Raw genomic sequence first — 12,947 nt, forward strand, 5'->3', positions numbered from 1 at the left:
CGCCGACGGGGCGCACCGCAGAGAGTTCTCAGGTCTCGGCATTAAGATGTGCCGAGCACGCGTGGCGTGTGCACTCCGGGCCTGCCCGGCGACCACTGCGAGACCACTGCCGCATACGAAAGAAGCACTGTGAGTTCTGACCGCCCAGGCTCTCCCGAGCCCGATGACGACGAGTCGGCACAGCCCCGGCGACCCCGTCGGGCGGGCCGGACATCCGGTGCCTACGACTTCCGCGAACGGTTCGGCGACGCCGCTCCGTCACAGCCCGGTGCGGCCGGTCAGCGCGCCGAGGGTCTGCGGGAGCCGTCGTCCCGCGAGGGATACGTCCGTCCGCGGGGCCGGCTGACCGTCCGCCAGTTGATGGAGCAGATGGGGGTGGACGAGACCGCCTCCGGGCCGGCACGGGCCGCACAGCCGCAGCCCCCGCGCCGCGCGCAGCCGAGCCCTCGCCCGGCGCCGCAACAACGTCCGCAGCCGCCGGCCCCGCCCGCACAGCCGTCCCGGACGAGCACTGACGACCCGACGGCCTCCGAGGTCACGGCGATGATCCCGCCGGTCGCCGATTCGTCGGCGGTCGACCTCTCAGACACCACTACGGCCGCGCGCTTGTCTCAGGAGTCCCGAGCGCAACGCCCGTCCGTCCCCCCGCCTCCGGCTGCCACTCCGGCGCCAGCGCCTCCTCGCAGCCCGGCGGCCGCCGCGGGTGCCGCCGCGAGCGGCGCGTCGACCGATCCCGGCAACGGCGAACCGACTCGCAAGCGCCCGCTGGAGCCGACTCCCGATCTGACCGCGGCGCTGTCCCGCGTGCGCGGCGGTCGCCGGACGAAGCCCACCGGCAAGGAACGCACGACGCGAATCGCCACCAACACCGGGCGCATCCTGCTCGGCCTCGCCTGCGTGCTGTCGCTGGTCGGCACCGGCTACGCATGGAACATGATGCGCAGCATCAACGGCGGCTGGAACATCGTCAACGCCCTGGACCCGGAGAACTCCAACGTCCGCAAACCGGGCGATCAGACCGGCGACGAGACATACCTGATCGTCGGCACCGACACCCGCGCGGGAAAGAACTCCAAGCTCGGCGCGGGCGACGCCGACGTCGTCGAGGGCGCCCGCTCCGATACCGTCCTGCTGGTCAACATCCCCGCCGACCGCAGCCGGGTGGTCGCGGTGTCGTGGCCTCGCGACCTCGCCGTCGACCGTCCCGAATGCCAGAACTGGGACAACTCGACGCAGAAGTACTCCGGGACGCTCGAGGCCGCGAGTTCGGTGAAGCTGAACGGCGTCTACGCCGACGGCGGCCCCAACTGCCTGGTGAAGACGCTCACGCAGATCAGCGGGCTGAACATCAATCACTTCATCGCGATGGACTTCTCCGGGTTCGAGGACGTGGTCCGCACGGTCGGCGGAGTCCAGGTGTGCTCGACCGTCCCGCTCTACGACTACGAGCTGGGGACCATCCTCAAGAAGGCCGGCACCAAGAAGCTCACCGGCCGCCAGGCCCTCAACTACGTCCGCGCTCGGCACATCTCCGCGGAGGGCAACGGCGATTACGGTCGCATCAAGCGGCAGCAGCTGTTCATGTCGTCGCTGCTGCGGTCGTCGCTGTCGGGCGACGTCTTGTCGAACCCGTCGAAGCTCAACAAGGTGGCGCGCTCGTTCATCGCCAACAGCTACGTCGACAACGTCGACACCGACTCGCTGATCCAGCTCGCCGAGTCGATGCAGGGCATGGAAGCCGGGCGTGTCACGTTCCTGACCATTCCGACCTCGGGCACGTCCACCGACGGACAGAACAACGAGATCCCGCGGATGGACGACATCGACGCGATCTTCAACGCGATCATCGACGACAAGCCGCTGCCCGGCGAGAAGAAGGCCAAGCCGTCGAGCACCAAGAAGCCCTCCGCTTCCCCGAAGCCCCCGGCGCCGAGGACCGAACTCACCGCTCAGCACGCGTCCAACATGAGCGTGCGCGTGCTCAACGGCACCGACGAGTCGGGCGTCGCGGGGTCCGTGATGGAGGAACTGGTCCGTCAGGGCATCGACGTGTCCGGCATCGCCGACTCCTCGGAGAAGCGGACCGACACGGTCGTCCGCTACGGTCCGGGCGAGAAGGACTCCGCGGCGACGATCGCGAAGATGTTCCCCGGAGCGCAGATCCAGGAGGACAGCACGGTGAAGGCCGGCGTCGAGGTGATCGTCGGGTCCGACTTCGGCGGCACGCAGACCATCGGTTCGGTCCCGACCGCCGGTTCGGTGCTCTCCGTCGGCGAACTGCCGGCCAACACCGATAACAGCGACCTGCCCAACGACCTCTCGGTCACCAACGCAGGCGACACGACCTGCGCGTAGCCCGTCGGCCACCGCTGCGACAACCTGCGCGCCGAGTGTTCACGCCGACTTCACCGTCGGTGAAGGGCGAGGCCGGCCGGTTTACGTAAGCTGGGTTGCATGCGTGACGCTTATCAGGAGCAGATGGCTGCACTGAACAAGGCTCTCGGCGACATGGTCGACGAGGTGGGTGCGGCGATGGCTCAGGCCACCCAGGCACTGCTCGAGGGCGATCTCGAACTGGCCGAAGAAGTGATCTCCAACCACGACTCGGTCGCCGAGAAGTCGGCCGAGGCAGAGGATCAGGCTTTTCAGCTGCTGGCGCTCCAGGCGCCGGTCGCGGGTGATCTGCGCTCGGTGGTGAGCGGCTTCCAGCTGGTGTCCGAGATCGACCGGATGGGGGCGCTGGCGTTGCACGTGGCGAAGGTCGCGCGCCGCCGCCACCCCGCCAAGGTCCTGCCGGACGAGGTCGCGGGGTACTTCGAGGAGATGGGCCGGCTCGCCGTCGAGCTCGCGCAGAACGCACGCCGCGTGCTCGAGAACCAGGACTACCACGACGCGCTGACCCTGATGGACGACGACGACGCGATGGACGATCTGCACCGCCATCTGTTCACCGTCATGATGGACCGCGAGTGGTCGCATGGTGTCGCCGCAGCGGTCGACGTCACTCTCCTGGGCCGCTATTACGAGCGGTTCGCCGACCACGCGGTCCTCATCGCCCGCCGCGTCGTCTTCCAAGCCACCGGGAAGACTCCCGAACAACTGCTCGAGGCGAGCTGACCCGACGAAAGCGCCCTCCGGCGATCCGCATCAGCGGAGCCGGAGGGCGCTTTCGCGCACGAATGCACTCCGCGCGATCAGCCGCCGTTGAAGGCCGGCTTGTAGGCGCGGCAGGCCGAACCGCGCAGGAAGCCGCAATCCGGTCCGGCGCCGGGCACCTCGCCCGCGATCACCGGGATCGTGACGTACGACTTGCTCAGGTCGACGGTGTCGATCACCTTGCCGCCGGTGGCAGGCGTGCTGAACTGCCATGAGGGAAGGTCGCCGCCGGGTGCGGAGACCGTGACCCGGATCCGTGAGCCCTTTCGGAACCCGTGCATCAACGGGTTGATCGGGATCGTGATCTGGTTGAATCCGTCGGCCAGCGGCGTCTGAGTGGTGAAATCGGGGGCGGTGCCGTCGCCGCGGAAGCTCGAGCGCAGCACACCGGTCCCGACCGATGTCTCCTGTCCCCTGCCGTTCACCTCAGAGACCGTGACCTGCAGATCGGTGACCTTCGCCGTGCTCTTCAGCCGGAGGGTCACCGAACCGTTCCCGAGAACCACCTTGTCACGGGAAAGCGGAGCGCTGATGAAGCCCAGCCCGCTGCGGCCCGGTGCGGGCCGCCAGTCGTAGTCCGGGTGGATGCCCCATGCCGCCGCCGTGTCGGTGGAGGCGTTCTTGAGCGTGTTCAGCGGCCGGTTGAGCGGATTGGGCGCGAACGACACGGTTCCGCCGGCGGGCCGGGAACCGAGCCGGCCCTTGTCGTTCAGGAACATCCGCTCGGTGCTCGTGGGCCACGCGGACAGCGATCGCTGCCACGCCGACGAGAGCCCGCCGGGACCGGCTGCGCCACCGCCGTTGTCGAAGAGTGCCCACAGTCGCGGCGTCTGCGCCTTGAAACGAGCTTTCGCAGCGGCGACGGTGCGCGAATCGCTGAAGCGCACCGGCGGGATCTGCTGGCCGGGTGCATTGGTGGCCGCCGGGAACACGACGGTGCCCAGCGGTTGCATGTTGGGCGGCGTGTGCGGCACCTGGTTCGCGACGAACAGTTGCAGGAACTCCGCCCAGCGCGAGAGGATCTGCGGTCCGAGCGAATCGAAGTGATGCCCGTTGATGATGTTGACCCAGACGTTCGGGTTGTGATCGAGATGCTTGATCAGATTGACCCAGTTGGGTCCGGTCTGCTCGTCCTGTGCGGCACCGACCAGGAACACCGGGACGTCGATGCGGTCGGCCCAGTCCGGGATGGAGCGTTCCTGGTACACCTTCGCCGCACGCGTCGGGTTGTCGCGGATCAGCTTGAACACGTTCTGCGTCTGACGGCGGAGCTTCTGATTGTTCGCACAGGTCTTGTCGCCGCCCTCGATGCGCGCCCGCACCCACGGTTGTCCGCCTGCCGGCCCGGGTTGCGCCTGCTGCACCCGTTCGCGGAGCCAGGAGTTCGCGAAACCCTTGTTGTAGATGCCGCCCGGCAGACCGGTGGAGTACAGGTCATCGGTGGTGCTCATCGGCGCGATCGCGGCCAGATGGGGTGGTCGCGTACCCGCGGCGAACATCTGCGAGATGCCGGAGAACGAGATGCCGACCATGCCGACGCGATGCCCCGACACCCATCGCTGGCGTCCCACGGTCTCGATCGCGTCGTACGCGTCGAACGCCGCGACATCGTCGAAGAGGCCGAAGTCTCCTCCACTGCAACCGCTTCCCCGCATCTGAAGGCTCACCGAGGCGAAGCCGAGCATCTGCGTCGCCAGCGTCGAGCCGACGATCACGGAGGTGTCGGGGGCCTGCGGGTCCTTCAGGCCGACCTTCTCCCCGACCGCGCCGACCACCAGGTCGTCCGGTGCGGCGTTCTGGTAGCCGGAGTACTCGATCACGGTCGGAAAGGGCCCGTCCGAGAGCTTCTTGCCGTACGGCAGCCGAACCGTGGCGGCGAGCGAGACCCCGTCGCGCATCGTGATGTAGTTGAGCCCTTCGTGAAGGGTCTGCCCGTACAGCGACGGCGCGGGCGGCGGAGAGTCCTTGCCGGTCACCTCGACCGGCGCGCTCTTGATCCCGGCCCCGACGAAGCGGTAGCGCCCCGGCTGCAGGTCGCGCACGATCAACGATCCGAGCGAATCGGCGACGCCCGAGCCCGCACGATCGCCCGCGTCGTCGACGAGTGTCAGCGCGGTACCCGGCCGCGCGTCGGTCAGATACGCCTGCGACACCCCGCCGCCGACGTGGACTGGCTGTGCCGCGGCGGATTCGCCCACCGTCCCGACCGCGGCGAGTAGCACGGTCGCCGAGGCGACCGCGGCCGCGGTCCGGCGCAACGCGCGTCTTCCTGAGAACATCTGATCCCCGATTCTGTTCTTCTCCCGGCGCTCCCGCAGCGCACGGGTCACTGCGCGACGTAACCCAGCAGCAGCTGCACACCGCCGTCCGCGATCCGTCGGACCGCTTCACGGTCGCCGGTGGACAGATAGCTGAGAGTCATGCCGTCGGTCATGGCCACGACGATCGTGGCCAATTCCTCGGCCGGGAGCGTCCACGTGACACCGGTGGTCTCGGCCGCGACCACGAGCAGTCCGGAGACGAGCTCGTTGTAGCCGCGGTACAGACTCTCGGCGAGGTGCTCCAGACCTTCGGTTCGTCGGGCGTAGAGCGCCAGCTCCACCAACGCGTATTCGCGGTCCCGATTCTCGATGAGGTCGTGCATGAAGGAGTCGAATGCGGCCCGCGCGACATCCGCGATGTTCATCTGGGAGGTGGTGAACATCGCCGACGCCTCGCGGAGCCATTCGCCCATGCCGGCCAGCTCTTGCGCGATCCCGGTCTCGACGACCGCGGCGAGCAGATCGTCGCGGGATGCGAAGGCGTAGAACAGGCTCGACTGTCCGACCTGGGCCTCCAGAGCGATCCGACGCGTCGTGGCGGCTTCGACGCCGTCGCGGGCGATCACCCGCATCGCTGCGTCGATCGCTGCTTCGCGCCGCTGTTCCACCGTCAGTCGCGCCATCTGCCCTCGAAGTTGATCGATTGATCGAAACTGTTCTGTGGTGACCGTAGTCACCGGCTAGGCAAAAGGCAACCCCGGCCACTCTCTGCGGAGAGTGGCCGGGGTCGCCGTCGTATCCGTCGGTGTGAGATCCGACCGGTCGATGTCAGATCCGGGGGATGCTGCCTCGAGAGCCGCACCGGGCGCGCACGCGCACCGTCATCCGAACCGTCCCGAGATGTAGTCCTCGGTCTCCTTCCGAACCGGATTCGAGAACATGTCGGCGGTGGCGCCGGCCTCCACCAGTTCCCCGGGCCGTCCCGCACCGGCGAGATTGAAGAACGCGGTCTGATCGCTCACCCGCGCCGCCTGCTGCATGTTGTGCGTGACGATCACGATCGTGTAATTGTTCTTCAGCTCGGCCACCAGATCTTCGATCGCGAGGGTCGAGATCGGGTCGAGCGCCGAACACGGCTCGTCCATCAGCAGCACCTGCGGTGACACCGCGATGGCCCGCGCGATGCACAGCCGCTGCTGCTGGCCGCCGGACAGTCCGCCGCCCGGCTTGTCGAGCCGATCCTTGACCTCGTTCCACAGGTTGGCCCCGCGCAGGCTGGCCTCGGCCACGTCGTCGAGTCTGGCCTTGTCACGCACGCCCGCCAGCTTGAGCCCCGCCACCACGTTGTCGCGAATGGACATGGTCGGGAACGGATTCGCCCGCTGGAACACCATGCCCACGGTGGTGCGCACCCCCACCGGGTCCACGCCCCTGCCGTACAGGTCGAGTTCGTCGAGCTTCACCGACCCGGTGGTGTACGCCCCTGGCGTCACCTCGTGCATCCGGTTGAGTGTGCGCAGGACGGTGGACTTACCGCACCCCGACGGACCGATGAAGGCGGTCACCGACTTCGGCGCGATCGTCAGGGAGACATCCTTCACGGCGTGGAAGTCGCCGTAGTAGACGTTCAGATCCTCGATGGTCAGACTCTTGGCCATGTCTAGCTTCTCTCCATTCGGGGCCCGGTGAACCGCGACAGCACTCGTGCGAGCACGTAGACGATCGCGACGGCGATCACCAGCGTCAGCGCGGCGCCCCAGACGGTCTCGTAGCCGCTGGGCCCCTTGTTGTATTCCTGCAGCATCATGAGCGGCAACGACTGCTGGTTGCCGGAGAACGGATTCGGGTTCATCGCCCGGGTGGCGCCGACCAGGATCAGCACCGGAGCCGACTCGCCCATGACGCGGGCCACCGCCAGCATGATCCCGGTGATGATCCCCGACATCGCCGTGGGCAGCACCACCCGAAGGATCGTCTTCCACTTCGGTATGCCGAGCGCGTATGCGGCCTCGCGAAGGTCCTGCGGGACGATCTTGAGCATCTCCTCGGTGGACCGGACCACCAGCGGCACCATCAGCAGCACCAGCGCCAGCGCCACCGCGAAGCCGGAACGAGGAAGATCGAGGGTGGTGCGCCAGACCGCGTAGATGAACAACGCGGCGACGATCGACGGCACACCCGAGAGCACGTCGACCATGAAGGTGGTGACGCGCACGAGCGAGAACCGTCCGCGCCTCTTCCCGGTGTCCGCGTACTCCACGAGATAGACGGCGACGAGCACGCCCAAGGGGATCGCGACGGCCGCCGCTATCGCCGTCTGTACGAGCGTCCCCACGATCGCGTTGGCCGCGCCGCCGTAGCGTTCCGATCGCGTCCACCAGTCGATGTCGAGCACCGGTCCGATGCCGCGGGCGATCAGCGTGTACACCAGCCAGCCGAGCGGAAGCACCGCCACGGCCACCGCGGCGATCACCGCGCCGCGCACGGTCGTGTCGGCGACCTTCCGGCGCGGCGAGAGTTGTGTCAGTTCCATATCGTGATTCCTCAGCCTCGAACCCTGCGCGCGATCACACCGCGGGCCGCGGCGTTCACGAGGAAGGTCAAGACGAACAGGACCAGACCGGCTGAGATGTAGGCGCCGGTCTTGATCGGCGAGTCGAATTCGGCCGCGTTGTTCGCGATCACGGTCGCCAGCGTCTGACCGCTCTCCATCAGGTTGAAGTTGATCGGTCCGGCCGTGGAGATGATCAGCAGCAGCGCCATCGTCTCGCCCAGCGCACGGCCCAGTCCGAGCATGGCGCCGCTGATGTAGCCGGAGAGGCCGAAGGGCAGGACCGCGTATCGCACGACCTCCCACTGGGTGGCGCCGAGGGCCAGGGCGGCCTCACGCTGGTTTCGCGGCGTCTGCGCGAAGACCTCGCGGGTGACCGCGGTGATCACCGGCAGGATCATGATCGCCAGCACGATGCCCGCGGTGAGGAGGGTGCCGCCGGTCGACATGTTCGCGACGTTCGCCGGCTGCCGGAAGAACGGGAGGAAGCCGAGGTGATCGACCAGCCATTGGTTCGGCCCCACCATCGCCGGACCGAGCACCAGGATTCCCCACAGGCCGTACACGATCGACGGGATCGCGGCCAGCAGGTCGACGACGTACGCGATCACCGTCGCGAGCCGCTTGGGCGCGTACTCGCTGACGAACAGTGCCACGCCGAGCGCCACGGGCATCGCGATCACCAGTGCGATCACCGACACCAGCACCGTCGCGTAGAGCTGCTGGGGGATGCCGAACTCGATCTCACTGCCCGCCACCACCCACGACCCGGTGTATGTGAAGAAGCCGACGGTGTTCTTCGCGAGCGCAGGGACCGCCTGAACGAGCAGGAACAGCGCGATCAGCCCGATGACGATCGAGACCAACAGGCCCGAGCCGGTGGCGAGCGACGACATGACGCGGTCGCCGAGACGGCTGACCGCCGAGCCGGACGCGGGGCCCGACTCGGCAGTCAGCGATCGCTCACCGGCCGCCCGCGGCGACGGGGTTCCGCCGGCCACGGGCGTTTCGGACACGGCCGGGTCCCCGTCGGCATCTGCGCGGGAGGTCACGGGAGTGTCCGAGCGAGTCACAGCGCGTTGATCGTTCCGCGCAGCTTGGCCTGGAAGGCCTCAGGCAGCGGGACGTAACCGAGCTTGTCGAGGCCGTCCTGGCCCTTGTCCAGGATCGTGGTGAACGCGGACTTCAGGTTGTCGGAGACCGCCGAGTCCGAGTAGCCGGTGGAGCACACGATCTCGTAGGTCGTGAGCACCAGCGGGTAGGCGCCGGTCTCCTTGAGTCGGTAGAGGGCGTCGGTGTCGACCACCAGGTTCTTGCTGGACGGGTCCACGAACTGAGCCGCGTCGAGAGCCTTCGCGGCGGTGTCCTTGGTCAGCTGAGTGGGTCCGGCGCCGAAGTCGACGGCCGCCACGCTCAGCTCGTTCTCGGTGGCGAAACCCCACTCGACGTAGCTGATCGAGCCCTCGGTCTTCTTGACCGTGTCGCCGACGCCGGTCGACTTCGAGGCACCCGAGCCGCCGTGGCCGGCCCACTCCTTGCTGTGCTCGTACGGCCAGTCGGCCGGTGCGGCGGTGTTCAGGTAGCGCGTGAAGTTGTCGGTGGTGCCGGAGCTGTCGCTGCGGTGCACCGGCACGATGGCCGTGGCCGGGAGCTTGACGCCCGGGTTGAGTGCGGCGATCGCGGGATCGTTCCACTTGGCGATCTTGGAGTCGAAGATCTTCGCGAGTACGGGCGCGTTGAGGTTCAGCTTCTCCACGCCGGGAAGGTTGAACGCGATCGCGACCGGGCCCGCGACCAGAGGCAGGTGCCAGGCCTCGTTGCCCGAGCACCGGCTCTTGGCGTCGGCGGCCTCAGCCGGCTTGAGCGGCGAGTCGGAGCCGGCGAAGTCGACGTCGCCCGAGATGAACTTCTTGATTCCGTCGCCGGAGCCGGAGCCCGTGTAGTCGAGGATGACGCCGCCGTTGTCGGTGAGGACCTGCGAGAAGTGCTCCATGGCCTTCTGCTGGGCCGTGGACCCTTCACCGGTGACGGTGCCGGACGAGGAGTCGCCGTCACCGCACGCGGTGAGGACGAGGGAGGCCGCGGCGATGCCGGCAACGGCGGCGCCTGCGGTGCGGACGAGCTTCGGGGACGCGCTCATGGGAGTCGGGGTGCCTTTCGATCTGTTCAGGTATCGAGGCGAAACTATCGACGCCCGGTTAGGACAGAGCGACCGGCGAGTGACGGCCCGGGTAACAGTCCGGGCACGAAAATGAACGGCTGGTTGACGCCGGGTTCAGCCCCGGCGATAGGCGATGTCGGCGGTGTACCGGGTGAATCCGAGCCGCGAATACGTGCGCAACGCCGCAGAGTTGTCGCCCTCGACGTACAACTCCACTTCGTCGAGCCCGCGGCCGCCGGGGCGCAGGTCGGCCATATAGCGCAGGCCGGCGAGCGTCAGCAGCGCGCCGAGGCCACGGCCCTGCGCGGCGGAGTCGACGCCGACGATGTACACCTCGCCGAGGGGCGCGGCTCCGTCGGCGGCGGGATGGATCTTCGTCCAGTGGAATCCCAGCAGGACGTCCGGGTCGGCGGCGTCGAAAGCCAGGAATACACCGTCGGGATCGAACCAGTCCGCGCCGGTGCGGGCGGCGATGTCGCGCAGCGTCCATCCGCCCTGCTCCGGGTGCCAGGAGAAGGCGTCGTTGTTCACCCGGAGGATCTCCGCGTCGTCGGACGGTCCCGCGTACGTACGCAGCGCGATGTCCTCGCGCCGGGGCAGATCGGGCAGCGGCTGTGCCACGGGCCTGCGCAGTTGCAGCAGTTCGCGGGCACGGACCAGACCGAGTGCCGCGGCGACGGCGGCGGCCGCGGGCAGGTCGCCGTGCGCCCACACCTGCGGCGGTTCCGAGCCCGGCAGATCGCCGGCGGCGGTCAGGGCGGCGTCCACGAGAGCACGACCCTCCCCGTGGCCCCGGTGGTCGGGATCCACCACCGCTTCCACCATCGCCGCACCGCCGTCGCGCGCCGCGAGGACGTTGGCGTATCCATGATCGGTGAGGACATGCAGGTCCGCCCCCGAGTCGATCGCGAGGCGCGCCTGCTCGGCGAGCGGCGCGATACCGTCGACGCGTTCGGCGCGTTCGCACACCTCGCGCGCGAACGCCGAGTCGTCGGCGGTCAGGGAGTCGGAGACGACGCGGTGCCGGATCTGCTCATTCATCACAGTCCAATGTATCGGCAGCCGGCGACCACTCGTCCTACCCTGTCTCGTCCTGCTCGGTGTCGTCGCCGGCGGTGTCGCCGCCGTCGCGGTCGCCCCGGCGCGTCGGCCGCACAGCCTTGTACCCGACGTTGCGCACGGTGCCGATCAGTGACTCGTGATCACTGCCCAGTTTGGCTCGCAGACGCCGGACGTGGACGTCGACTGTGCGGGTGCCGCCGAAGTAGTCGTAACCCCACACCTCGTGCAGCAGCTGGGCCCGGGTGAAGACCCGGCCCGCGTTCTGCGCGAGGAACTTCAGCAGCTCGAACTCCTTGTACGTGAGATCGATCGGCTTGCCCCGCAATCGGGCCGTGTAGGTCGACTCATCGATCACCAACTCGCCCAGGGTCACCTTGTCCGGCTGCTCGTCCACGCCACCGGTCACGCGCGTCGACACCAGGCGCAGCCGGGCGTCGAGCTCCGCGGGTCCGGTGGTCGGCAGCAGGAAGTCGTCGACGCCCCAATCGGCGTTCACCGCGACCAGTCCGCCCTCGCCGACGACGGCCACCACCGGGGCGGTGCCGGTGTCCGACACCAGCCGGCACATGGTTCTCGCACCCGCGAGATCGCTGCGCGCGTCCACCAGGATCACCTGTGGTTCGCCCAGCTGCACCAGCGAGGACGTCTGGGCAGGCAGCACGGCCACCTGATGGGACAGCAGGGAGAGCGATCCCAGGACGGCTTCGGCAGTTTGCTCTTCGGTCAGCAGCAACAGGTCCACACACCACTCCGATCTCGTCGTGGCCTCAGCACTGTGGGCTGTCGATCGACGCTGGTCGCAGCACCCGGTTATCAGATGACAGAATAGCGCCGATGCTCCTCACCGCCCACGACCCCCCGAAACCCGCGTCCCGCCGGTACCTGCGAATCGGTGCCTGGATCGCAGTCGTCCTCGTCGTCGTGGGCGTCCTGGCGCTGATCGCCGACGACTTCGCGGCGTCCCGCGCCGAGCACCGCCTCGCACGCGCCGTCCAGGCCTCACCCGGAGTCCCCTTCGAACCGGATGTGATCATGGCCGGCTTCCCGTTCCTCGCGCACCGCTCTGAGGGGAACTTCAGCTCGGTGCTGATCAGCGCCGACGGCGTCCCGATCGAGGGCTGCTCCGGCGTGCCGGTGTGCACCTCGACAGTCGACGCTCGGCTGCAGAGCACCGACCTCGGCCCCACCGGCGATCTGGGCCCGCGGACGGAGCTGCGGGCGCAGTCGATGCGGACCGAGACACGAATCAACTCCCCCACCCTCGGACGGCTGATGGGGATCGTCGATCTCTACATCAATACCCCGGCTCCCGAGGACAAAGTGGGCGGCGGCGGGCCGGGCGACGGCCTGCTCGAGCGCACCGAGGGCATCATGCTGAGCGGAACCGTCCCTCTGCCCGGCTCGCCGGAGACGCAGAACGGCTATCCCCCGTCGGCCGCGAAGTACACCGCGCCGAAGGTCAAGGTGAGCGTGAAGGCTCGCGTGTCGGTGGTCGACGGCCGTGTCCGCATCGAAGCCACCGACTTCTACACCGGACCCGAGGAGCACTACTCCGCCGACGTCCCAGAGGAATTTCGATCAGCGGTATTAAAAAGGTTTTCAACCACTCTTCCGGCCCTCCAGATGGCCTGGGGAACCACCGCGAAACATGCCCTGAGCAGGGGAAGCGACCTTGTGGCCGTCAGCGAGACCGGACCGGTGTCGGTGCGCGCCGTCGACTACGCGAAACCGCTCCCGAGCAGGCCCTGATTTCTGT

Annotated in this window: 11 protein-coding genes; 3 read left to right on the top strand and 8 right to left on the bottom strand. The window is 68.2% G+C overall.

Translation table 11 applies throughout. From position 1 onward, the window contains the following. Nucleotides 1-129: 129 nt before the first annotated feature. Both P5P27_RS15425 and phoU read left to right on the top strand, forming a co-directional pair. Entirely contained in the window at nt 130-2,355 is a 2,226-nt protein-coding gene (locus P5P27_RS15425; RefSeq protein WP_006895698.1) for an LCP family glycopolymer transferase, read from the top strand. A gap of 99 nt (nt 2,356-2,454) precedes the next feature. After that, nucleotides 2,455-3,117 carry a phosphate signaling complex protein PhoU gene (gene phoU, locus P5P27_RS15430; protein WP_006895699.1) on the top strand — a complete coding sequence of 221 codons (663 nt, stop codon included), beginning with the start codon at nt 2,455-2,457 and terminating at the stop codon, nt 3,115-3,117. Nucleotides 3,118-3,194: 77 nt separating this feature from the next. On the opposite strand, the gene P5P27_RS15435 is transcribed toward phoU, so the two are convergent. The 8 genes from P5P27_RS15435 to P5P27_RS15470 all read right to left on the bottom strand — a co-directional run bounded on the left by P5P27_RS15435 (nt 3,195) and on the right by P5P27_RS15470 (nt 11,933). Next, a complete protein-coding gene (locus P5P27_RS15435; RefSeq protein ID WP_278124864.1) occupies nt 3,195-5,435 on the bottom strand; it encodes a CocE/NonD family hydrolase in 2,241 nt (746 codons plus the stop codon). A gap of 47 nt (nt 5,436-5,482) precedes the next feature. Further along, nucleotides 5,483-6,100, bottom strand: coding sequence for a TetR/AcrR family transcriptional regulator (locus P5P27_RS15440; RefSeq protein ID WP_006895701.1), 618 nt, complete (start codon nt 6,098-6,100; stop codon nt 5,483-5,485). 198 nt (nt 6,101-6,298) lie between these two features. Continuing rightward, complete coding sequence (pstB, locus tag P5P27_RS15445) at nt 6,299-7,075, bottom strand: phosphate ABC transporter ATP-binding protein PstB (RefSeq protein ID WP_006895702.1); 777 nt, start codon at nt 7,073-7,075, stop codon at nt 6,299-6,301. Nucleotides 7,076-7,077: 2 nt separating this feature from the next. After that, nucleotides 7,078-7,950, bottom strand: coding sequence for a phosphate ABC transporter permease PstA (gene pstA, locus P5P27_RS15450; protein WP_006895703.1), 873 nt, complete (start codon nt 7,948-7,950; stop codon nt 7,078-7,080). A gap of 11 nt (nt 7,951-7,961) precedes the next feature. Further along, the gene (gene pstC, locus P5P27_RS15455) at nt 7,962-8,924 is read right to left on the bottom strand and encodes a phosphate ABC transporter permease subunit PstC (protein WP_278127451.1); all 963 of its coding nucleotides are present in this window, start codon (nt 8,922-8,924) and stop codon (nt 7,962-7,964) included. A 113-nt stretch (nt 8,925-9,037) separates the two neighbouring features. After that, nucleotides 9,038-10,108, bottom strand: coding sequence for a phosphate ABC transporter substrate-binding protein PstS (gene pstS, locus P5P27_RS15460; RefSeq protein WP_278124868.1), 1,071 nt, complete (start codon nt 10,106-10,108; stop codon nt 9,038-9,040). A gap of 135 nt (nt 10,109-10,243) precedes the next feature. Next, nucleotides 10,244-11,170, bottom strand: a complete 927-nt coding sequence (gene mshD, locus P5P27_RS15465) for a mycothiol synthase (protein ID WP_278124870.1) — start codon at nt 11,168-11,170, stop codon at nt 10,244-10,246. 37 nt (nt 11,171-11,207) lie between these two features. Then, a complete protein-coding gene (locus P5P27_RS15470) occupies nt 11,208-11,933 on the bottom strand; it encodes a winged helix-turn-helix transcriptional regulator (RefSeq protein ID WP_006895707.1) in 726 nt (241 codons plus the stop codon). Between the two features lie 92 nt (nt 11,934-12,025). Here P5P27_RS15470 and P5P27_RS15475 point away from each other — a divergent pair, with 92 nt between their 5' ends. Further along, complete coding sequence (locus P5P27_RS15475) at nt 12,026-12,940, top strand: LmeA family phospholipid-binding protein (protein WP_006895708.1); 915 nt, start codon at nt 12,026-12,028, stop codon at nt 12,938-12,940. The last annotated feature ends 7 nt before the right edge of the window (nt 12,941-12,947 follow it).

Source organism: Gordonia sihwensis, assembly GCF_029632925.1.
Classification (GTDB): Bacteria; Actinomycetota; Actinomycetes; order Mycobacteriales; family Mycobacteriaceae; genus Gordonia; species Gordonia sihwensis.

Coding starts and splice junctions, on each gene's coding strand:
- phoU (WP_006895699.1), top strand. CDS start 2,455: ATGCGTGACGCTTATCAGGAGCAGATGGCTGCACTGAACAAGGCTCTC.
- P5P27_RS15435 (WP_278124864.1), bottom strand. CDS start 5,435: ATGTTCTCAGGAAGACGCGCGTTGCGCCGGACCGCGGCCGCGGTCGCC.
- P5P27_RS15440 (WP_006895701.1), bottom strand. CDS start 6,100: ATGGCGCGACTGACGGTGGAACAGCGGCGCGAAGCAGCGATCGACGCA.
- pstB (WP_006895702.1), bottom strand. CDS start 7,075: ATGGCCAAGAGTCTGACCATCGAGGATCTGAACGTCTACTACGGCGAC.
- pstA (WP_006895703.1), bottom strand. CDS start 7,950: ATGGAACTGACACAACTCTCGCCGCGCCGGAAGGTCGCCGACACGACC.
- pstS (WP_278124868.1), bottom strand. CDS start 10,108: ATGAGCGCGTCCCCGAAGCTCGTCCGCACCGCAGGCGCCGCCGTTGCC.
- mshD (WP_278124870.1), bottom strand. CDS start 11,170: ATGAATGAGCAGATCCGGCACCGCGTCGTCTCCGACTCCCTGACCGCC.
- P5P27_RS15475 (WP_006895708.1), top strand. CDS start 12,026: ATGCTCCTCACCGCCCACGACCCCCCGAAACCCGCGTCCCGCCGGTAC.